18 protein-coding genes are annotated in these 20,249 nt (G+C 68.2%); 6 read left to right on the top strand and 12 right to left on the bottom strand.

The features are described 5' to 3' along the window. Positions 1-37 precede the first annotated feature (37 nt). Together dnaN and gyrB are read left to right on the top strand one after the other, a co-directional pair. Entirely contained in the window at positions 38-1,144 is a 1,107-nt protein-coding gene (gene dnaN / locus AC3A6G_RS18295) for a DNA polymerase III subunit beta (RefSeq protein WP_487860755.1), read from the top strand. A 134-nt stretch (positions 1,145-1,278) separates the two neighbouring features. Next, complete coding sequence (gyrB, locus tag AC3A6G_RS18290) at positions 1,279-3,903, top strand: DNA topoisomerase (ATP-hydrolyzing) subunit B (protein ID WP_487874263.1); 2,625 nt, start codon at positions 1,279-1,281, stop codon at positions 3,901-3,903. A gap of 34 nt (positions 3,904-3,937) precedes the next feature. Here gyrB and AC3A6G_RS18285 read toward each other — a convergent pair whose 3' ends face one another. Then, a complete protein-coding gene (locus AC3A6G_RS18285; RefSeq protein WP_487874262.1) occupies positions 3,938-4,204 on the bottom strand; it encodes a hypothetical protein in 267 nt (88 codons plus the stop codon). Positions 4,205-4,504: 300 nt separating this feature from the next. Here AC3A6G_RS18285 and AC3A6G_RS18280 point away from each other — a divergent pair, with 300 nt between their 5' ends. Beyond that, a complete protein-coding gene (locus AC3A6G_RS18280; RefSeq protein ID WP_487874261.1) occupies positions 4,505-5,038 on the top strand; it encodes a hypothetical protein in 534 nt (177 codons plus the stop codon). 189 nt (positions 5,039-5,227) lie between these two features. Further along, positions 5,228-6,415 carry a metallophosphoesterase gene (locus tag AC3A6G_RS18275; protein WP_487864484.1) on the top strand — a complete coding sequence of 396 codons (1,188 nt, stop codon included), beginning with the start codon at positions 5,228-5,230 and terminating at the stop codon, positions 6,413-6,415. Here AC3A6G_RS18275 and AC3A6G_RS18270 read toward each other — a convergent pair. From AC3A6G_RS18270 to AC3A6G_RS18260, 3 genes are read right to left on the bottom strand one after another with little or no spacing between them, the layout of a single operon-like run. After that, positions 6,340-7,398: a lysylphosphatidylglycerol synthase domain-containing protein gene (locus tag AC3A6G_RS18270; RefSeq protein WP_487864483.1), complete on the bottom strand. Its 1,059-nt coding sequence runs from the start codon at positions 7,396-7,398 to the stop codon at positions 6,340-6,342. The genes AC3A6G_RS18275 and AC3A6G_RS18270 overlap by 76 nt on opposite strands. After that, the gene (clsB, locus tag AC3A6G_RS18265) at positions 7,395-8,669 is read right to left on the bottom strand and encodes a cardiolipin synthase ClsB (protein WP_487874260.1); all 1,275 of its coding nucleotides are present in this window, start codon (positions 8,667-8,669) and stop codon (positions 7,395-7,397) included. Before clsB ends, AC3A6G_RS18270 begins: the two co-directional genes overlap by 4 nt. Before the next feature lie 18 nt (positions 8,670-8,687). Next, a complete protein-coding gene (locus AC3A6G_RS18260) occupies positions 8,688-9,470 on the bottom strand; it encodes an endonuclease/exonuclease/phosphatase family protein (protein WP_487860748.1) in 783 nt (260 codons plus the stop codon). 216 nt (positions 9,471-9,686) lie between these two features. Between AC3A6G_RS18260 and AC3A6G_RS18255 the strand changes: the two genes are divergently transcribed. Continuing rightward, positions 9,687-10,115 (top strand): serine/threonine protein kinase, encoded by a 429-nt coding sequence (locus tag AC3A6G_RS18255; protein WP_487874259.1) that lies wholly within the window; start codon positions 9,687-9,689, stop codon positions 10,113-10,115. Positions 10,116-10,187: 72 nt separating this feature from the next. On the opposite strand, the gene AC3A6G_RS18250 is transcribed toward AC3A6G_RS18255, so the two are convergent. From AC3A6G_RS18250 to AC3A6G_RS18215, 8 genes are all read right to left on the bottom strand, one after another. Further along, the gene (locus AC3A6G_RS18250; protein ID WP_487874258.1) at positions 10,188-10,745 is read right to left on the bottom strand and encodes a Spy/CpxP family protein refolding chaperone; all 558 of its coding nucleotides are present in this window, start codon (positions 10,743-10,745) and stop codon (positions 10,188-10,190) included. Positions 10,746-10,891: 146 nt separating this feature from the next. Further along, on the bottom strand, positions 10,892-11,992 hold the full coding sequence (locus AC3A6G_RS18245; RefSeq protein ID WP_487874257.1) for a flavodoxin family protein: 1,101 nt from the start codon (positions 11,990-11,992) through the stop codon (positions 10,892-10,894). A 77-nt stretch (positions 11,993-12,069) separates the two neighbouring features. Beyond that, on the bottom strand, positions 12,070-12,960 hold the full coding sequence (locus AC3A6G_RS18240; protein ID WP_487864479.1) for a pirin family protein: 891 nt from the start codon (positions 12,958-12,960) through the stop codon (positions 12,070-12,072). 31 nt (positions 12,961-12,991) lie between these two features. After that, positions 12,992-13,762, bottom strand: a complete 771-nt coding sequence (locus AC3A6G_RS18235) for a GNAT family N-acetyltransferase (RefSeq protein WP_487874256.1) — start codon at positions 13,760-13,762, stop codon at positions 12,992-12,994. Next, positions 13,759-15,033, bottom strand: a complete 1,275-nt coding sequence (locus AC3A6G_RS18230) for a biosynthetic peptidoglycan transglycosylase (RefSeq protein WP_487874255.1) — start codon at positions 15,031-15,033, stop codon at positions 13,759-13,761. Before AC3A6G_RS18230 ends, AC3A6G_RS18235 begins: the two co-directional genes overlap by 4 nt. 7 nt (positions 15,034-15,040) lie before the next feature. Next, entirely contained in the window at positions 15,041-15,610 is a 570-nt protein-coding gene (locus AC3A6G_RS18225) for a hypothetical protein (protein ID WP_487874254.1), read from the bottom strand. Continuing rightward, positions 15,591-16,520, bottom strand: coding sequence for an exosortase Q (gene xrtQ, locus AC3A6G_RS18220; protein ID WP_487874253.1), 930 nt, complete (start codon positions 16,518-16,520; stop codon positions 15,591-15,593). The genes AC3A6G_RS18225 and xrtQ overlap by 20 nt, the downstream gene beginning before the upstream one ends. 24 nt (positions 16,521-16,544) lie before the next feature. Beyond that, on the bottom strand, positions 16,545-18,608 hold the full coding sequence (locus AC3A6G_RS18215) for a VIT and vWA domain-containing protein (protein ID WP_487874252.1): 2,064 nt from the start codon (positions 18,606-18,608) through the stop codon (positions 16,545-16,547). Positions 18,609-18,814: 206 nt separating this feature from the next. Here AC3A6G_RS18215 and creD point away from each other — a divergent pair, with 206 nt between their 5' ends. After that, positions 18,815-20,245 (top strand): cell envelope integrity protein CreD, encoded by a 1,431-nt coding sequence (gene creD, locus AC3A6G_RS18210; protein ID WP_487874251.1) that lies wholly within the window; start codon positions 18,815-18,817, stop codon positions 20,243-20,245. The last annotated feature ends 4 nt before the right edge of the window (positions 20,246-20,249 follow it).

The following is a 20,249-nucleotide window of genomic DNA, read 5'->3' as shown; positions in this document are numbered from 1 at the left end:
GCGGATTCGAAGAGATAAAAGAGAAGAGGAAGAAGACATGATCGTTTTGAAGGCAACCCAGGACAAGGTCCTTGCCGCGCTGCAGTCGGTGGCGGGCATCGTGGAGCGGCGCCACACGCTGCCGATCCTCGCCAACGTGCTGATTCGCAAGACCGGCGGCCAGATCCAGCTGACCACCAGCGACCTCGAGATCCAGATCCGCACCACGGCCGAACTCGGCGGCGACGAAGGCAACTTCACCACCACCATCGGCGCGCGCAAGCTGATCGACATCCTGCGCACCATGCCGGCCGACCAGACCGTGAGCCTCGAGTCGAGCGCGAGCAAGCTGGTGCTCAAGGGCGGCAAGAGCCGCTTCACGCTGCAGTCGTTGCCGGCCGAGGACTTCCCGCTGGTGCAGGAAGCCGCCAATTTCGGTCCTGTCTTCAGCGTGCCGCAGAAGACGCTCAAGGACCTGCTCTCGCAAGTGTCGTTCGCAATGGCGGTGCACGACATCCGCTACTACCTCAACGGCATCCTGTTCGTGGCCGAAGGCAAGCAGCTGAGCCTCGTGGCCACCGACGGCCACCGGCTGGCATTCTCGTCGGCCACGCTCGACGTCGAAGTGCCCCGCCAGGAGGTGATCCTGCCGCGCAAGACCGTGCTCGAGATGCAGCGCCTGCTGTCCGACGCCGAGGGCGCCATCGAGATGCAGTTCGCGAACAACCAGGCCAAGTTCAGCTTCGGCGGCATGGAATTCGTCACCAAGCTGGTCGAGGGCAAGTTCCCCGACTACAACCGCGTGATCCCGAAGAACCACAAGAACAGCGTCACGCTCGGCCGCGCGCCGCTGCTCGCGAGCCTGCAGCGCACCGCCATCCTGACGAGCGAGAAGTTCAAGGGCGTGCGGCTCAACATCGAGCCCGGTACCCTGCGCATCGCGTCGAACAACGCCGAGCAGGAAGAGGCGCAGGACGAGCTCGACATCGACTACGGCGGCGACAGCATCGAGATCGGCTTCAACGTGACCTACCTGATCGATGCGCTCACCAACATGGGCCAGGACATGGTCAAGCTGGACCTCGCCGACTCGAACAGCTCGGCGCTCCTGACCATCCCCGAGAACGCATCCTTCAAGTACGTCGTGATGCCGATGCGGATCTAGACGAAAAGAAACACAGCGCCTTGCGCAGACAGCCCGCGGCCCTCCGCGGGTTTGCGCTTTCAAGAGGCAGGAAAAACAGGCTCCCCAAGCCCGAAACATCCCGTGAATGCCGTGAGCGACAGAGGAATATCCGAATGAGTGCAGAAGACAACAAGCCCGAAGTACCCCACACCGAACCGGTCTACACGCCCGAAATCGAGGGTGCGGTGCCGTTCGAGATCACGCCCGCCGACAGCAGCTACGGCGAAGGCTCGATCACGATCCTCGAGGGGCTGGAGGCCGTGCGCAAGCGCCCTGGCATGTACATCGGCGACACCTCCGACGGCACGGGCCTGCACCACCTGGTGTTCGAGGTGGTCGACAACTCGATCGACGAGGCGCTCGCGGGGCACTGCGACGACATCGTCGTGACCATCCACTCCGACAACTCGATCTCCGTCACCGACAACGGCCGCGGCATTCCCACCGGCGTGAAGATGGACGACAAGCACGAGCCCAAGCGCTCGGCCTCCGAGATCGCGCTGACCGAACTGCACGCGGGCGGCAAGTTCAACCAGAACAGCTACAAGGTCTCGGGCGGCCTGCACGGCGTGGGCGTGAGCTGCGTGAACGCGCTGAGCGTGATGCTGCGCCTGGTGGTGCGGCGCGAAGGCAAGATCCACGAGCTCGAGTTCAGCCGCGGGTTCGTGCAGAACCGGCTGCTCGAGACCGTGAACGGCGTCGAGGTGTCGCCGATGCGGATCATCGGAGAAACCGACAAGCGCGGCACCGAGGTGCACTTCCTGCCCGACGCCGAGATCTTCAAGGAGAACGCCGACTTCCACTACGAGATCCTCTCGAAGCGGCTGCGCGAGCTGAGCTTCCTGAACAACGGCGTGCGCATCCGCCTGAAGGACGAGCGCAGCGGCAAGGAAGACGATTTCTCTGGCGCCGGCGGCGTCAAGGGCTTCGTCGACTTCATCAACAAGGGCAAGACCGTCCTGCACCCGAACGTCTTCTACGCCATGGGCGAGAAGCCGGCCGACACCTACGGCGGCATCCCGGGCACGCACATCGGCGTCGAAGTCGCCATGCAGTGGAACAGCGGCTACAACGAGCAGGTGCTGTGCTTCACCAACAACATTCCGCAGCGCGACGGCGGCACCCACCTCACCGGGCTGCGCGCGGCGATGACGCGCGTCATCAACAAGTACATCGAAGAAAACGAATTCGCCAAGAAAGCGAAGGTCGAGGTCACCGGCGACGACATGCGCGAGGGCCTGTGCTGCGTGCTGAGCGTGAAGGTGCCCGAGCCCAAGTTCTCGAGCCAGACCAAGGACAAGCTGGTGTCGAGCGAAGTGCGCGCGCCGGTCGAGGACATCGTCGGGCGCCTGCTCACCGACTACCTGCAGGAGCGCCCGAGCGACGCCAAGACCATCTGCGGCAAGATCATCGAAGCGGCCCGTGCCCGCGAAGCCGCGCGCAAGGCCCGCGAAATGACACGCCGCAAGGGCGTGCTCGACGGCATGGGCCTGCCGGGCAAGCTGGCCGACTGCCAGGAGAAGGACCCGGCGCTGTGCGAGGTCTACCTGGTGGAGGGCGACTCCGCCGGCGGCTCCGCCAAGCAGGGCCGTGACCGGAAGTTCCAGGCCATCCTGCCGCTGCGCGGCAAGATCCTGAACGTCGAGAAGGCGCGCTACGAGAAGCTGCTCACCAGCAACGAAATCCTCACCATGATCACCGCTCTGGGCACCGGCATCGGCCGCGCGGGCGGCAGCAGTGCAGGCGGCGGGGCCGACGACTTCAACGTCGCCAAGCTGCGCTACCACCGCATCATCATCATGACCGACGCCGACGTCGACGGCGCCCACATCCGCACGCTGCTGCTCACGTTTTTCTACCGGCAGATGCCCGAGCTGGTCGAGCGCGGCCACATCTACATCGCGCAGCCGCCGCTCTACAAGGTGAAGGTCGGCAAGGAAGAGCAATACCTGAAGGACGGCCCCGCGCTCGACGCCTTCCTGCTCAAGGTCGCGCTCAAGGATGCCAGCGTCGAAACGGGCGGGCCCAATTCGACCACGCTCTCCGGCGACACCCTGGCCGAGCTGGCGCGCAAGCACCAGCTGGCCGAGGCCGTGATCGCGCGGCTGCGCAACTTCATGGATGCCGAGGCGCTGCGCGCCATTGCCGACGGCGTGGCGCTCGACCTCGACACCACCGCTGCGGCCGAGGCGTCGGCCGTCGCGCTGCAGGCCAAGCTGCGCGAACTCAACACCACCGGCGTGCCGGCCGAGGTGAGCAGCGAGTTCGACACCCGCACCGACAAGCCGCTGCTGCGCATCAGCCGCCGCCACCACGGCAACATCAAGAGCAGCGTGCTCACGCAGGACTTCGTGCACGGTGCCGACTACGCCGCGCTCGCCGAGGCCGCCAACACCTTCCGCAACCTGCTGAGCCCCGAGGGTGCCATCGTGCGCCGCGGCGAGGGCGAGCGTGCCAAAGAAGAGAAGGTGGCCGATTTCCGCGTGGCGATGAAATGGCTGATCGGCCAGGCCGAGCACGCCACCGCGCGCCAGCGCTACAAGGGCCTGGGCGAGATGAACCCCGAGCAGCTGTGGGAAACCACCATGGACCCGACCGTGCGGCGCCTGCTGCGCGTGCAGATCGACGACGCGATCGAAGCCGACCGCGTGTTCACCATGCTGATGGGCGACGAGGTCGAGCCAAGGCGCGAGTTCATCGAGCAGAACGCGCTGCGGGCGGCGAATATCGACGTGTGAGTGGTCAGGTCGGCGCACCGCGCGCCGACACCCCTCAGCGCATGCGCATCGCCCCGCGCACGCCCGTCCCGCCCTGCAGCAGCCGCGCCACGCGTGCCAGCCCGCCGGTGCCGCTCGCCGCACGGCCGACCAGCGCGCCGCCGGCGGCACCGGCCAGCAAGCGTTTCGGCAGCGAACGGCTGCGGCCCACGGTCATCAGCAGCAACAGGCCCGCGCCGAGCGCGGCGAGGTGCTCGCCGGGGAGGCCGGGACGCTGCGCATCCTTCGTCTTGATGGCGTCGATCTTCGATCCGATGTTCATTGGAAGCTCCTTTTTCGTGTCTGGACTTCCTCTTATCGCCCGCCACGCCGGTGCACCGGTGTAGGCGCGGGTCACCTGAAGCGCCCCGAAATGGGCCGACGCGTGCGTCTCAGGGTTTTCACATAGACGGCTGTCAAAAAAGGTTCTAACGCCCGTCACACGGGCGTCACCAGCTATTAAAACAATAGCTCTCAATCGGTCGGCGAGGGTCGTTCCTCGTAAACGCTATGTCTAGCCCGACTCTTGCTAAGCAAAATCCTCGACGGATTCACGTCACCCTTGATCGAGGACATCGAAGCAATGAACCTTATGCGTCTCCGGCGGCCTGCGGCTGCCTTGGTTATGGGCGGCACAGCAGCAGCATTCTTCCTGGGCGCGATGGCGTCGTCGGCCCACGCGTTCTCGAACCCGCCTATCCGGATGGCGCAGGGCGGCGTCGAATACATGTGCGGCGGCACGAGCAAGGCCGAGGCCGCGTTCATGCAGATGGTGGCGCCACGCTGGGCGGCCACCCTCGAGTTCGGCATCAACCAGAGCAGCCAGAAAGGCCAGTTCCCGGCACGCGCGAAGGTCGAAGTGCGCGAGAAATACTCCGGGCGCGCAGTGATGCAGGCGCAGTCGCAGGGACCCTACATGCTCGCGCGGCTCAATCCCGGTGCCTATGACGTGAACGTCACACTCGGGGGCCTGACGCTGACGCAGACGCTGACCGTGATCGCCGGCGTGCCGGCCCGCGCGGTCTTCCTGTGGCCGTCGAACTTCGACATGGCCTCGGTGCTGCCGCCGGAGCCCCAAAACCAGGCACTCGCGCAGACCACGGCCGCCGCGCGGTAGGCGCTTCCTGCATTCGCGGCACCACGCCCCCGTCTAAGATATCGGGCACCGGGGGGCGTCAGTGCCCGCTATCCGGGCGCCCAGCGCTATAGAAAAAATAGCTGCAGGCGCGCCCGCAGGCGCCTTGAATCCACGGCATGCGACTTGCAGATACCGCATCCCGGGCAGTGCCCCGTCTTCATTGCCCCGATGCCGATACGTCCCTTGAGCGTCCTGACCGCGCTCCTGCATGTCTACATGGCGCTGCGCCTGCTGCCGGCGCTGGCCATGCTCACGCCCGCCTGGCCCTTGGCACTGGCGGCGCTAGCCGTTTCGGCGCTGACCATCCCGTTGCCTTTCGTTTCGCGGCGCGCCGAGCGCAGCGCGAGCGTCGGCCAGGCGCTTCGTTGGACCGGGCTCATCAGCATGGGCTGGTTCTCGTCGACCTTCGTGCTGACGCTGCTACGCGATGTGCTGCTGCTGCTCGCCTGGGTCGCAAGCGCGCTCGGCGGACTCGCGCTGCCCTGGCACGCGGTGCTGCCGTGGAGCGCGCTGGCGGTGCTGGCGCTCGGCACGCTGGCGTCGGCGATCGGCTTTCTCAATGCCCGCCGCACCGCGAAGGTGAAGCAGGTCGAGGTGCCGATCCGCGGGCTGCCGGCCGCGCTCGAAGGCTTCACGATCGCGCAGATCAGCGACATCCACGTGGGCCCGACGATCCGCAACGGCTACATCCAGCGCATCGTCGATGCGGTGAACCGGCTCGGCGCCGATGCGGTGGCGATCACCGGCGACCTGGTGGACGGCAGCGTGGCCGAACTGCGCGAGCACATCGCGCCGCTCGCGGGGCTGCGGGCCAGGCACGGTACCTTCGTGGTCACGGGCAACCACGAGTACTACGCCGGCGCGCACGCGTGGATCGACGAGCTGCGGCGGCTCGGGCTGAAGGTGCTGCTCAATGAACATGTGGTGCTGCAGACGCGCAACGTGCGCGGCGCACAGACCGACGAAGAACTGTTCGAGAGCCAGCTGGTGCTCGCAGGCGTGACCGACTTCACCGCCGGGCACTTCGATGCGGCGCATGCCAGCGACCCGCACCTTGCGCTCTTCGACGCGCCGCCGCTGGTGCACACGCGCGTGCTGCTCGCGCACCAGCCGCGCAGCGCGCCATCGGCAGCGACGGCCGGCTTCCAGCTGCAGCTCTCGGGCCACACGCACGGCGGCCAGTTCTTTCCATGGAATCTGTTCGTTCCGATGCAGCAGCCCTTCACCGCGGGGCTGCACCGGCTGCACGACATGTGGATCTACGTGAGCCGCGGCACAGGCTACTGGGGGCCGCCGAAGCGCTTCGGAGCGCCGTCCGAGATCACGCTGGTCACGTTGGTGCCGTCACGCGACTGACGGCCGCGCTTGCGCCAGTGCCGGGCGCGCAGCTCGGTGGCGAAGTATGCGACCGTGGCCACGGCCAGCGGCAGCAGGTAGTAGAGCCCGCGATAGACCAGCAGCACGCCGAGCAGCCGGCTCTCGGGCACCTCGCTCGACAGCAGCGCGAGAAACACGGCCTCGAGAACGCCCAGCCCCGCAGGCACGTGCGTGACCACGCCCGCCACTGCCGCCACTAGCAGCACCGCGAGCACCGCGTGGTAGGCCACTTGGCCCTGCAGCAGGACCCAGATCACGCTGGCGATCAGCGACCAATTGAGTGACGACAGCGCAAGCTGCAGCAGCGCCATGCGGAAGGTCGGCACCTTGAACGAATGGCGCCGCAGCCGAAGTTCATGGCCGCTCGCGAAGGCGCAAAGCAGCAGGTACGCGGCCGCCACCACCAGCAGCACCGCGCCGAGCACGCGCAGGCCCATGTTGTCGATGCGCCATTCGGGCGGCAGCACCAGCGGCCAGAAGCAGAAGGCGGCACCCGCGACCACAAGGTAGCCGAACCAGTTGGTCAGCATGCTGAAGCCGAGCACGCGCGTGATGATGCCGTTCGACAGCCCGAGCCGCGAGTAAAGCCGGTAGCGGAAGGCCACGCCGCCCACGAGCGATCCGAGATTGAGGTTGAACGCGTAGCTGATGAAGGTCACGCCCATCACCGTCCCGGTGCCGAGCGGGTGGCGCGTGAGATGCCGGCCCAGCAGGTCGTACGTGCTGTAGACCGCGAAGCTGCTCGCCGCGAGCCCTCCGGCCAGCAGCAGCGCCGTCGCGGGCAGCGCGCGCATGGCATCGAACACTTCCTGCCAGTCGATGGAGCGCGCCTGGCTCACGAGCAGCCAGGCGATCAGCCCGAAGAAGGCCCAAACCCCGATGCGGCGCAGCCACGGCCACCAAGCGCGCTGCGCGCCGACCCGGTCGCGGCCTAGAGCGTGCCCGCCGGGGGCGGGGGTCACGCCGCCTCCGTCGTCTGCTTGGCGCCGGCCTCGCCGGCCTCGGCACGCTGCGCCTCGCGCTTCTCGGCCAAGTCGGTGGCCTCCGCCAGCGTGAGCCGCGGCACCTGCCGCGGCAGCCAGCCGAGCCACGACGGATACCAGCGCAGGAAGTGGAAGATGAAGAAGCTGCGCACCAGCCGCCAGCCGCTCCATACGTCCTCGAGGTCGGCTTCGCCGATGCGCTTGCAGCTCTCGCGCATGAGCCGGTCCATGCGTTCCCAGAGCAGCTGGTTGAAGGCCTTGTCGCGCACGATCACGTTCGCCTCGAGATTGAGCGAAAGGCTCAGCGGATCGAGGTTGCTCGACCCCACGGTGGCCCAACGGTCGTCCATCAGCGCGACCTTCGCATGCAGCGGCCGGTCGCAGTACTCGTGGATCTGCACGCCCGCATGCAGCAGGTGGTGGTAGAGCATGCTCGCGGCGGTCTTGACGATCGGCATGTCGGGCTCGCCCTGCAGGATGAGCCGCACGTCCACGCCGCGCCGCGCCGCGCGCCGCAGTTCCTTGATGACCCGGTAGCCTGGAAAGAAATACGCATTGGCGATCACGATGCGCTGGCGCGCCGCGCGGATCGCGGCCAGGTACTGCCGCTCGATGTCGTTGGTGTGGCGGCGGTTGTCGCGCGTGACGAACATGGCCTCGACCTCGCCGACCGGCTTTTGGCCAACCGGCGGCGCCTGCTGGAGGCGCCGGCGGAACCACCGCGGCCCCTTGTCGCCGAGCGCGATCGCGCGCAGCACGAAATGGTGGATCTGCGCGACGATCGGCCCGCCGAGTTCCACCGCGTAGTCCTGCTTGGCCTTGGGGCCGAAGTCGAGCAGATGGTCGGCCGAATAGTTGATGCCGCCGACGAAGGCGGTCTCGCCGTCGATCACCACGATCTTGCGGTGCATGCGGCGGAACACATTGAGCCGTTGCCCCATGACGCGGTGGCCCGGATCAAACATCCGCACCTTGACGCCGACCGAGCTCAATTCCTCGATGAACTCGCGCGAGAGGTCGGGCGAGCCGAAACCGTCGACCATCAGGTCGACCTTGACGCCGCGCTGCGCCGCCGTGCGCATGGCCGCATGCAGCGCGAGTCCGACCTTGTCCTCGAACAGGATGAAGGTCTCGACGATGACCTCGCGCTTCGCCTGTCGGATGGCCTCGAACACGCGCGGATAGAACTCCTCGCCGTTCTCGAGCAGCGCGATGCGGTTGCCGCCGATCCAGCGCGCTCTATCGCTCATGGCAAGTCACTCGGCGGGTCATAGGTCGATCGTCGCCACGAGCGGGGCATGGTCCGACAGGTGCGACCAGGGTTTGCGCGGCAGCACCACGGGGGCATGCACGCCGGCGTTGCGCACGTAGATGCGGTCGAGCGGCAGCAGCGGAAAGCGCGACGGAAAGGTCTTCGCCGCCGCGCCGTTCGCCGCCACGAACACCTCGCGCAGCGACGCACCCGCTTCGAGTACCCGGTGCGCGCGGCCGCGCCAGTCGTTGAAGTCGCCCGCCACGATCAGCGGCGCATCGGCCGGCACCTCGTCGCGCACGATGTGGCAGAGCAGTTCGAGCTGCTGCTGCCGGTGCGACTCGGCGAGACCGAGGTGCGCGCAAATCGCGTGCACGTCGACGGTGCGCCCTGGCAGGCGCAGCACGCAGTGCAGCAGGCCGCGCTTCTCGGGCCCCGCCACGGAGACGTCGTGGTTGCGGTAGTGCACGATCGGGAATTTCGAGAGCACCGCATTGCCGTGGTGCCCGCGCGGGTACACCGCATTGCGTCCGTAGGCGAACTGCGGCCACATCGTGTCGGCAAGAAACTCGTAGTGGGGCGCTTCGGGCCAGTTGCTCACCTTGCGCGAGTGGCGCGAATGCGTGCCGAGCACTTCCTGGAGGAACACCACGTCGGCACCCACGGTGCGTACCGCATCGCGCAACTCAGGCAGGATGAACTTGCGGTTCAGCGCGGTGAACCCCTTGTGGGTGTTCACCGTCATGACCTTGAGCGTGGTCGGCGCCGCGGTGGCGAGGGGAATGGGTGCGGATGACATCGGTCCTACGGTTGTACGTGGCCGCACAGCGCCTGACTGTAGGAACGCGCCACCTTCTTCACGGCCGGTCTGCTGCCTTTCGCGCCGCCACGGCCCGCTCCTACATCGCGGGCTGCCGCGCCCCGACACAGCGCCTGCGAAGAGCCTCCTACGGTGAATTCAGGGTCGTACAAAAGGCCCGCTTATCGCCAACCTTTCATCTCCAAGGAACACACCATGAACGAACGAATCCTCCGAGCGACGGCACTGGCCGGCCTGATGGCCGTGGCCGGTGGCGCGATGGCGCAGACGACGTCGATTCCCGCCCATCCGGACCCGGCGCTCGGCGGCCAGGCCAGCACGCAGACGCCCGCCGGCGTGGCCAATCCGCCGCAGCGCCCCGACGGCAGCATGCCCGCGTCGCGCGAAGCGGTGAAGGCCGAAGCCCGTGCGCACAACCGCAACAACTTCAACAATTCGGTGCCGAAGGGCGAAGCCACCACCGTGGTGAACGGCCGGCCGAATGCCATGCCTCAACCCAGCGGCGACGTGTCGCGTGCACAGGCGAGCATGACGGGGCGTCACAGCAAACCCCAGTTCGGCCAGACCGGCGAGCGCCCGGACGTGCCGACGAATCCGACGAACAGGACCGGCACGCCCAAATAAGCGGGGCATCGCCGACGGCAGAAAAAAAGCCCGCGGCACACGAAGTGCCGCGGGCTTTTCTCGTTGGCGCGGTCAGCTCTTGGCGGGCGCCGCGGCGTGGCCATGGTGACCGCGATGGCCCTTGTGCGCATGCATGCGGACCGTCTCGGCGTCGAAGGTCTTCTGCTGGTCGGGCGTCAGCGCGGCATAGAACGACTTGGTAGCTTCGGCGCGCTTCGCGAACCTGGCGCTGCGCTCGGCATGGCGCGCCTGCATGCGCTCCAGCCGCTCGGGCGTGGTGAGCTTCGCGAGTTCGGCGCGGTCCATGCGTTGCGGGCGGGCGCCGGCCGGCGGCTGCGTCGCCGACGTGAAGCTGGCCCACGCGCTTTCCTGGGCGCCGCTGAGCTTGAGCTTCTCCTTCAGCGCCGCGAGATGCTGCGCGCGACGGGCCTGCATGCGTTCGATGCGCTCGGCGCGGTTCATGCGCTTGTGTTGTGCCTTGGGGGCACCGCCGTCGGCCTGGGCCGTGGCGGCGGGCGGGCTCGACACGGTGGCGGGTGCCGCCGGGTTCTGCGCAAAGGCGCCCGAAGAGGCGAAGGCGGCCGAACCGAGCAGGCTGGCCCAGACGATGCGTTGGCGAAGAGAGATCATGAGAGTGCTTCCTTTCGAAGAAGTCTGCCGCCACAGGGCAGCAGATGGAAGCTAGTGTGGAAGCGCTCTGTATCGCCCGCGTGAGCCGACCGTGAGCCTGCGTAAAGAAGCATGAACGTCCGTGGCACGGCCCGGTGCGGCGCCGCTCACTTGGGCCGCGGTGACTTGAGTCCCCTGTCGGGCGGCTGCAGCTTGCCCGAGCGAAGCTCCCCGACCGCAAGCGCCACGGCGCGGGCCACGTTGCGCACCTCTTCCTGCACATCGGCGTCGGCATCTAGGGCATCGTGGCTGGTGGCATAGGGCGCGTAGTAGCCGATGTAGCGGTCGAGCCGGGCGAGCGCGCCGGCATCGACGAGGCCCATCCAGTCGAGCCAGTCCGACAGGTTGCGGCGCACGCTCTCGATGCCGGCGACGTCGCCGTGCACCACCAGGCCGTAGACGCGTCCGCTCAGGTGCTTGGGATAGCCCCAGCCTTCGAGTTCGAGCGCCTTGGCCTCCTCGGGTTTTTTGCCGTGGGTGCTCGTGGGATCGGGATTGCCGCCGTCGGCGCAGACCAGCCGGTCGGTCATGAGCTTGAGCGGGCTGGCCGACTGGTACCAGTGCGTGGGCGTGAACAGGATCACGCCATGAGCAGCCACCCAGCGCTCGTAGATCTCGTTCATCCAGTCGCCGGTCTGGCGCATGGAATGGTTCGGATAGCAGCTGCAGGGCCAATGGCACAGCGGCATCGCCGTCGAGGCGCAGCCCTTGCACGGATGGATATGGCGCCCGAACTCGGAGGTAAGGAGGCTCAGGTCGAGCACGTCGGCCTCGATGCCGCAGCCTTCGAGCACTTCGCGCGCCAGCTGCACGAGACGCCAGGTCTTGGAGATCTCGCCGGGGCAGGTGCCGTCGTTGCGCGGCGAACCGTTCACCAGCAGCACGCGCGAGCGCGTCTGCGGCTGGCCCCAGGCCGCCTGTGCGGCATCGATGCGCGCCTTGGCCTCCAGCCAGTCGACCGAGAGCTCGTAGTCTGGGTCCGCGTAGTCGGGGCCGGCCTTGCGCGTGACGGGAGCCTTGCGCCCCTCGTCGTAGGCCTGCCAGGCGATGTGCTCGATGCGCTGCAGCGCGTCGCCCTCGGCCTGGAACGCCGGGTCCTGGAACGGCTGCATGAAGCGCGCGTGGAACTGTTCGCGCTGCAGTTTGGCGGGAGCCTGGCCCTTGCGGACATCGGGGCTCCCGCGCGACGGGGTCTTGCTGGAGGGCATGGCGCCGAATCTAGGCGCCAAATGGCCGCTGTCACGCCGCTGGGCTGCCAATCCTGGGTAGGCCGGCGACTACAGCGTCAGAACCTGCCGTGTTGGAAATCTTCCACGGCCTGCTTCACCTGCTCGGGCGTGTTCATCACGAACGGTCCGTACTGCGCGATCGGTTCGCCGAGCGGCTTTCCCGCTATCAGCAGCGCGCGCGCCGGGCTGTGGTTGGTGCTGCCCGCGCGCAGCACCACGCCGTCGCTGCCGGGGTCGTTGGCGAGAATCGCCATGCGCCGCGTGGGCACCTCGCTGCCCGCGATCCAGAGCGATTCGCGGTAGACATACACCAGCGCATTGCGGTCGTCGGGCAGCGGCTGCGCGAACTCTGCGCCCGGCGGCAGCGTGATGTCGAGGTAGAGCGGCTCCGTGTGCTCGCGCCGCACGGCGCCCTCAATGCCGTGGCTCTCGCCCGCGATCACGCGCACGCACACCCCGTCGGTGGTGGTGTATTCGGGGATCTCCTCGCTCTGGATGTCGCGATACCAAGGCTCGCGCATCTTGTCCTTGGCCGGCAGGTTGAGCCAGAGCTGGAAGCCTTCCATGAGCCCTTCCTGCTGCTCGGGCAGTTCGCTGTGGACCAGGCCGCGTCCCGCGGTCATCCACTGCACGCCGCCGTTCTGCAGCAGACCCTCGTGGCCGGCGCTGTCGCGGTGCCGCATGCGGCCCGCGATCATGTAGGTGACGGTTTCGAAGCCGCGGTGCGGGTGACTCGGAAAACCGCCGATGTAGTCGCCCGGGTTGTCGCTGCCGAAGGCGTCGAGCATCAGGTACGGATCGAGCCGCTGCTGCATCGGCTGCTGCAGCACGCGCGTGAGCTTGACGCCATCGCCATCGCTGGCGGACACACCGGCCACGATGTGGTCGATGCCGCGCGGCGTGGCCACGGGCTCTGTCGGGTGATGGGGGTGGTTGGCGCTCGTCATGCCGCATCGTGGCACCAATGCCCCGACCGCGTCACGCGTGGGGATGTCGCGGCCACTGCCGCCGCTGCCAATAGCGGTACTGCAAGAGCGTCGAGAACCCGGCACGCCGATAGAGCGCATGGGCCGCTGGGTTCTGCGCATCGACCTGCAGGAACACGCGCTCGTGGCCACGCGCGAGCGCCGCCTGCGCGAGCCCCGCGAGCACGCGCCCGGCCAGGCCGCGACCGCGCTGCGAAGGCTCGGTTCGCATGCCGTGCACGCTGGCCCAGCCATGGCCGAATGCCATCGCACCGGCCGCGACGGTGCGGCCGCCTTCGCGCACGCTGGCGTAGAGCGAGCCGCTCGCACGCGCGAGCGCCCGCACGCGATGGGCACCGTCCACCGGATCGAAGCCTTCGCCAAGGAACAGCGCCGCCCAGGCCGCGTCGGGCGTCGCGTCGACGTCGGCCAGCCGCGCGTCCGCCGCGGCGACTTCGCGCATGCGCCTGGCCATACCGATCTGCACGCAGGTCGGCGAATCGCCTACGTAGTGGCGGCGCTCGAGTTCGGCGCGCAAGTTGTCGAAGCAGGCAGCGTCCGCGAGCCGCAGCACGGGCACATGCTGGCGCCGGTTGTAGCGCTCCTCGATGCGGTCGAGCAGGGGCGCAAGAGCAGCGTCTTGGCGCAGCGGCACAGCCGACTTGGCACGCTTGACGCTGCCTTCGTCGAAGGCCAGCAGCCAGCCATCGAGCTCCTCGACGGCCTGGGGCGACACGGCGGCCACCGTGGCGCGCTCGATGGCCTCGACGTCGTCGTTGTTCATGGCGTGGCCTCCGGCGCCGCGAACTTCGCGCTCGCCACCCTCTTCAGCAGGGCCTCGCGCTGGTTGCGGCTGATGCCGCGCACGCCCTCCGCGACCCATTTGACGCGCTCGGGATCGATCTGCCCGTCGCGCCGCCATTGCTCGAGCACGGCCTGCGGCTTGTGCAGCATGGCCGCGAGCCACACCGCCTGCGCGGGATCGAGCTGGCGCGCCGGGCGCTTGAAATACCGCCGCGAGGCCGCCTCGGCGCCGCACAGGTTGCCGCCCCAGGGCGCGTTGTCGAGGTACAGCTGGAGGATGCGCGCCTTGCCCAGCGTTTGCTCCATCTCGACCGCATAGAGCAGCTCGCGCAGTTTGCGCTCGGCAGTGCGCTCGCCGCCGGTCACCAGCATCTTGGCGAGTTGCTGTGTGAGGGTGCTGCCGCCGCGCGGACGCTGCCCTTCCTTCTGGTTGTCGTGGACCGAGGCGACGATCTCGGTCAGGTCGTAGCCCGGATGGGTGAAGAAGCGCTGGTCCTCGGCCGCGATGACGGCGCGCGCGAGCCAGCTGTCCTTGGTCAGCCTGGACGGCGGGCCGCAGCTGGTGCGCGCGTCCAGCATGGCCTCGGTGCCCAGCCCGTCGACGCTGAACTGGCTCACGGTCGGCTGGACGGTGAAGCTCGCCTCGGGCAGCATCAGCTGGCCGCGCACCGCCAGCGTGCCGCCGATGCGCGCGCGCTGCAGCTCGGCGAGGTCGGGCGCCAGCACCGCGTACCAGCGCGCGATCGGCGCGGCCTGGATGTCGGCGCCGAACTGCAGGTTCTTGAGCGCCAGCCGGCCGTCCCAGCTACCGCGCAGCGTGGCGTCCGTGCCCGCGGCGGCGCCGCGCGGCAGGGCTTCGATCGTGCCCGCCAGCGTGTTCCCGTCACGGCGCACCGTGGCGACCAGCGATTCGACCTGGATCGGCTGCGCGCCGAGCGCGGGAACCTGCGCGCGGCAAGGGGCGCAGCGCAGTTCGAGCGCGCCCGCGGCGCCCTTCCAGGCCAGGTCGATGCGGCCGAAGCGGGTGTCGAGCGAGCGCCCGTCGAGCCGCGGCGCGAGCCAGGGGGAGGTGGCCAGGCGCACCGCCGTGGGCACGCCGACATCGAAGCGCAGCGGGCCGAGCTCGAGCGTTTCCTGCCACTCGCCCGCCGCGGGTGCCAGCGCGAACCGGACGATCAGGAAGATCGCCACCAGAGCCGTCAACACCAGGGCCAGCAGCCCGTAAATCAGAGAACGCAGGGTCTTGTTCACACAACTCTCACAGGGGTCTCGCTACCGTCACCGCTTGCCATGGACCGGCCGACCGTCCGCTGGCCGCCGCCCAGTACCAGGCTGAAGTGTCCGTGAAAGCCGTGCCTTCGGCATCGACTATGCGCTCGCAGACGCGGATCTTTTGTGTGCCGTGCCGTTGCGCAACAAAACAGCGCCACAAACGCGCCTCGGCATCGCGCTCGAGGCGCGCCTGGTCGATGCGGTAGCCCAGCGCGCGGTAGCAGTCGGCCGCGGGATGGAGCATGCGCGTGGGCGTGTTCACCGCGCGCATGACGATCACCTGCCGGCCGTCAGTCATGCGGCCGATCGCGCCCGGAAAGCGCTCGGCAAAGCGCTGCTCGACCTCGCCGAGCGCCATCGGCCTGAGCGGTGCGCCGTCCCACTCGCGCGGCCATTCGACCGGTGCCGCGGCTGCCACCGGCGGCGAGGGCGCGCGCAGCGCGTCAGCCGTCGACCAGGCGAGGCAGGCCAGCATCGCGGCCGCGAAGGCGGCCTTGTGGCCGATGCGGTTGACGAAGCGGTTCGCGAACAGCGCCTCAAAGAACCGTGTCGACATGACGTCCTCCCTGGGTGGTGATCAATCCCGGAGTCGACACTTCGAACGCGCCGGCTGTGGTGCGTTCGAGCGCCATCAGGCGCACGATGCCCGCACACACCGCGGCCAGCACGGCCAGCCCGAGCGCCTCGTGGGACCAGGGCGCGAGCGGCTGCTGGGCGCCCTCGAACGCGACCAGCACGCTGTTGCGCGCGATGTTGCCGGCCAGCACCAGCAGGCCGACCGCCGGCAGCCGGCGCAGGAAGGCGCGGTCGCTACGGCGTGCCCACAGCGCGACGGCGCAGGCGGTGAAATAGCCGAGCCACACCATCTGCACGCCCGAGCAGGGCGCATCGACGATCACCAGCCGACCGTCGACCAACAGGCTGCTGCCTTCGCGCGCCACCTCGAAGCCCGGCGCCAAGAGCCAGCGGCTCGCCTCGGCGGTGACCACGCGCAGCGGATAGCCCGCGTAGAACTGCAGCGAGGACAAGAGCGGCAGCGCCAGCACCGCCAGCCCGGCGACAGGCAGCGCGGCCACGCGCCGCGGCAGGAACGCCAGCAGCCCGCAGGCCAACGCGAGCACCGCCACCAGGCCCGCCGCGAGCGGCGGCAGCGCGGGCAGCGCGCCCAGGCCGGTGTGCAACAGCGTCGCAAGCACGGTTCCCGCGCCCGCGAGTGCGAGCCATCCCAGTCGCGGTGCCGCACGCAGTTCGCGCCGGCATTGCCAGGCCAGCGCGGCCAGTGCGGCCAGCGACAGCAGGCCGAGTGGATCGTCGGAGCCGTCGCGCATGCGCCGGACCATCCAGGCCCAGGTGGGCGTGAGCGCGGCGAACTGCAGCGCGAGCCAGCCCACGGCCGGCACGCGGTCGATGTGGATGCCCCAGTCCACGAGGCGGGGATGGCGTTGGGCGAGTACAGCAAGTGTCATTTCGACTCTTCTCTCTTTCCGCGTTCAGTGGGTGAAGCGACGCGGGTCGCTGCGGCGGGCCCGGCGGCGCAGCATGGCGAGCATCGACAGCACGAGCGCGACCGCGCCCAGCGTCTCGGGCTCGGGCGTGCTCGGCACCTCGGCGCCGAGTGCGAGCTCGCTCACACCTTGCGGCAGCGGCAACGGCTGCTTCACCTCGACGCCGTTCTGCGGCGCAAGGTTCCGCACCACCTTGTCGACGGCAATGAAGCTCGTGTACTGCGTGAGCAGGCTGTACCGGAGGCCGAGATCGGTGATACGTTGCTTGAAGGCGCTGCCGCCCTCGAGCGCTTCCTGGTCGCTCAGGCTCTGGATGCGGTGGCGCGCCCACAGCGTGCGCAGGGCCGCGCTGTCCTGCCGCATGTCCGGATCGATGGCGAGTTCACTGCGGTGGGGGCCGTCGGCGCCCTGGCCCTCGACGATGACGCGGCCGCGCGGTTCGCCGCGCCATTTGCCGAACACGATCACCGGGCGCTCGCCGAGCACATCGGGCAGCGCCTGCGGTTCGACGTCGTACACGTCGAGCCCGCCGAAGCTGAGCTTCACGTTGGTGAGCACCGGCGACTCGACCATGCGCTTGAAGCGTGCGGCCTGCTCGGGCGCCTGCACCGGGTCGGTGATGATGAAGGGCTCGCCCATGCCGGCGCGCGCGATGCCTTCCATGAGGCTGCGGTTCACCGACGAGCCGATGCCGAACGCGAAGACATTGGCCTTAGAGAGATTCCTGCGCACGAGTTCGAAGGCCTCGCGCTCCACCGTGACGTAGCCGTCGGTCACGAGCACCACGGTGCGCGACACGTTCTCTTCCTTGGGCTCGGCGTAGACACGCTTCAGCGCGGGAATCAGTTCGGTGCTGCCGCTGCCGCGGTAGTTCTGAATGGTTTCGAGCGCCTGCGCGATGTTGGCGCGCGTGGCCGGCACCGACTGGGGCGAGAGCATCTTGTTGCTGCCCGAGAACAGCAGCACGTTGAAGGTGTCGCTCGGCCGCAGGCCGCCGATCAGCCGTTCGAGCACCGTCTTGGCGGTGTCGAGCGGAAAGCCGTGCATCGAACCCGAGATGTCGACCACGAAGATGTAGTCGCGCGGCGAGATCGCGCTCGCGGCCACCGCCTTCGGCGGCTCGATCATCGCAAGGAAGAAGTTCTCGCTGCCGTCGTCCGTGCCCTGTCCCTTGTAGAGCATCAGGCCCGACTCGATCCTGTCGCCGGCGAGGCGGTAGTCGAGCACGAAGTCGCGGTTGTCCGCAGGGCGGCCGTCGGCCGCGAGCACAACGTCGGCGTGCCGGTCCGCATCGCTCTTCGTCACCGCGATGGCGTGGGTCGGCGAACGCACTTCCTTCAGGCCCATTGGCGTCTCGATGCTGGCCTTGAGGCTGAAGCGGGTGGCGGGCGCCACGCCTGCGCGCAACGTGGGCTGCGCAGCCCAGCCGGCCTGCGCGTTCTCCGACTGCGGGCTGTTGTAGCGCGGGCCCACGACCGTGGGGAAAACGAACGCATAGTTGCCCGACTGCGGTACCAGCAATTCGGTGTAGCGCAGTTCCACCTTCACGTCGTCGCCCGGCAGGATGTTGGCGACGTTCATCTGGAACACGTTGGGCAGGTGCTGCTCGAGCAGCGCGGCGGTCTTGCCCTCCTTCTTTGCGCTGTCGTATTCGATCTGCGCCTGCTGCTTCTCGCGGATCTGCGCGGTGATCAGCCGGTCGGCCAGGCGCACGTTGAGGCCGCTGACCGCAGCCTTGCTCGATCCCGGAAAGACGTACTTCGCCTCGATCGCGCGCTGGCCTTCGTTGCGGTAGGTCTGGGTCACCGTGACATCGGCGATGACGCCCGAGATCTTCACCGCCACCTCGGTCGCCTTGAGCGGCAGGCGGTCGAGCGCGGGATCGTCGCTTTTCACGAAGAAATACGGGCTCTCGGTCTTCGAGCGCGGCCCGGGTGCTTCCTGCGCATGCACCGGATGCAGGGTCAGCGCGACGAAGCCGGCGGTCGCCAGGCTGAGGGTCGCGAGCCAGAGCCAGCGGCCGGGTCGGGGGGTGGTTTGGGCGTCCATGGCGAGGGTGTCGGTGTCCGTGCGAACTTGCACAGCCGCCACTGTCGGCTTCGCCCGAGAAGGCAATGGGAAGGCTTCTTGAAGTCCGGAATGCGCGATGCAGCCTTGTGTGAAGTCCATGTGAAGTCCACCTGCGGCTTTGCTTCACACCGCCTTCGGATGGCACCGCGAGCATCGCGGCTCCATTGACCAAGAGGAGAAGTTCCATGTCCCAATTGCTGAAGAGCCTGCAGGGCTCGATGCTCGTGAAGGTGGCGGGGTTGCTGTTGCTCACGCTGCTGCTGTGCATTCCGCTGGCGCGGATCGATTCGCTCAACCGCGAGCGCGGCCAAAGCCAGCGCGAAGCAGCCAACGAGCTTGCCGCCACCTATGCGGGCCCGCAGACCGTCGTCGGCCCGTTGCTGCTGGTGCCGTACGTCGAGCGCTGGCTGGAGCCGCTGCGCGATCCGAAGGGCACGGTGATCGGCCAGGAAGCGCGCAGCAAGGAGAGGGCGCACGTGGTGTTTCCCGACAAGCTGCACATCGAAGGATCGATGGCGCCGCAGGAACGCTACCGCGGCATCTTCAAGATTCCTTTCTATACGCTCGACGCCACGTTGACGGGTGCCTTCGCGGCTTTCGATCCGGCCTCCGTGGCGCACAGCGAGACCGCATCGAAGATCGAATTCAAGGCACCGGTCGTCGTCTTCGGCACCAGCGACCTGCGCGGCCTCGACGGCTCGCCGACGATCGCGATGACCGGCGAAGCACTGCGCTTTCGGCAGCGCGTGCCTGGCATCGCGGGCGATGCCGCACTGGCCCGCGGCATCCATGCACCGCTGTCCGGCGCGGCGCTCGCCGCCTGGGAAGCCAAGGCGCCCATGCCCTTCGAGATGAAGCTTGGCCTGGTGGGCCAGGACACGCTCGCGTTGGTGCCGATCGCTGACGAGACCACCGCGCACCTGCGCTCGCCCTGGGCGCATCCGAGCTTCGGCGGCCGGTTCCTGGCCACCGAGCGGCAAGTGACGCCGCAAGGCTTCGATGCGCGCTGGCGTGTATCGTCGCTCGTGACTTCGGCGCGCGAAGAGGTGCGCGCGGCACTCGGCGCCGGCAGCTGGAAGCAGGCGCTGTCGATCCAGAGCTTCGACGTTTCGCTCGCGCAGCCGGTCAACGTGTATTCGATGAGCACGCGCGCCGGCAAGTACGGTGCGCTCTTCATCGGACTGGTGATCATGGCGGCCTTCATGTTCGAACTGTTCCGCCGCCAGCGCATGCATCCGGTGCAGTACGGGCTGGTTGGCCTGTCGATCGCGCTGTTCTTCCTGCTGCTGCTCGCGCTGTCGGAGAAGTTCGCGTTCTGGATGGCCTATGCCGGCGCGGCCGGTGCGAGCGTGCTGCTGCTTGCTGTCTATTTCAGCGCCGTGCTGCAAAGCTGGCAGCGCGGCGTGGGTTTCGGGGCCTATGTCGCGGTACTCTATGGCGCGCTCTACGGGCTGCTGGCGTCGGAAAGCAATGCGCTGCTGCTCGGCGCCCTGCTGACGTTCGGCATGCTCGCCATCCTGATGCTCGCCACACGCAAGGTCGACTGGTACGCACTGTCGGCCGGGAACCACCGTGCACCGGCGCCAGTCTCACCAGAGGCGGCGCCTTCGGTGTAACCAA

Source organism: Variovorax sp. Soil_C_26 (assembly GCF_057657075.1).
Note: the sequence above shows the minus strand (reverse complement) of the source record. Positions and strands in the feature narration are given on the sequence as shown.

Excerpts from the sequence above, each read along its gene's own strand:
- dnaN (WP_487860755.1), top strand. The coding sequence starts at position 38 with ATGATCGTTTTGAAGGCAACCCAGGACAAGGTCCTTGCCGCGCTGCAG.
- gyrB (WP_487874263.1), top strand. The coding sequence starts at position 1,279 with ATGAGTGCAGAAGACAACAAGCCCGAAGTACCCCACACCGAACCGGTC.
- AC3A6G_RS18285 (WP_487874262.1), bottom strand. The coding sequence starts at position 4,204 with ATGAACATCGGATCGAAGATCGACGCCATCAAGACGAAGGATGCGCAG.
- AC3A6G_RS18280 (WP_487874261.1), top strand. The coding sequence starts at position 4,505 with ATGAACCTTATGCGTCTCCGGCGGCCTGCGGCTGCCTTGGTTATGGGC.
- AC3A6G_RS18275 (WP_487864484.1), top strand. The coding sequence starts at position 5,228 with ATGCCGATACGTCCCTTGAGCGTCCTGACCGCGCTCCTGCATGTCTAC.
- clsB (WP_487874260.1), bottom strand. The coding sequence starts at position 8,669 with ATGAGCGATAGAGCGCGCTGGATCGGCGGCAACCGCATCGCGCTGCTC.
- AC3A6G_RS18260 (WP_487860748.1), bottom strand. The coding sequence starts at position 9,470 with ATGTCATCCGCACCCATTCCCCTCGCCACCGCGGCGCCGACCACGCTC.
- AC3A6G_RS18255 (WP_487874259.1), top strand. The coding sequence starts at position 9,687 with ATGAACGAACGAATCCTCCGAGCGACGGCACTGGCCGGCCTGATGGCC.
- AC3A6G_RS18250 (WP_487874258.1), bottom strand. The coding sequence starts at position 10,745 with ATGATCTCTCTTCGCCAACGCATCGTCTGGGCCAGCCTGCTCGGTTCG.
- AC3A6G_RS18245 (WP_487874257.1), bottom strand. The coding sequence starts at position 11,992 with ATGCCCTCCAGCAAGACCCCGTCGCGCGGGAGCCCCGATGTCCGCAAG.
- AC3A6G_RS18240 (WP_487864479.1), bottom strand. The coding sequence starts at position 12,960 with ATGACGAGCGCCAACCACCCCCATCACCCGACAGAGCCCGTGGCCACG.
- AC3A6G_RS18235 (WP_487874256.1), bottom strand. The coding sequence starts at position 13,762 with ATGAACAACGACGACGTCGAGGCCATCGAGCGCGCCACGGTGGCCGCC.
- AC3A6G_RS18225 (WP_487874254.1), bottom strand. The coding sequence starts at position 15,610 with ATGTCGACACGGTTCTTTGAGGCGCTGTTCGCGAACCGCTTCGTCAAC.
- xrtQ (WP_487874253.1), bottom strand. The coding sequence starts at position 16,520 with ATGACACTTGCTGTACTCGCCCAACGCCATCCCCGCCTCGTGGACTGG.
- AC3A6G_RS18215 (WP_487874252.1), bottom strand. The coding sequence starts at position 18,608 with ATGGACGCCCAAACCACCCCCCGACCCGGCCGCTGGCTCTGGCTCGCG.
- creD (WP_487874251.1), top strand. The coding sequence starts at position 18,815 with ATGTCCCAATTGCTGAAGAGCCTGCAGGGCTCGATGCTCGTGAAGGTG.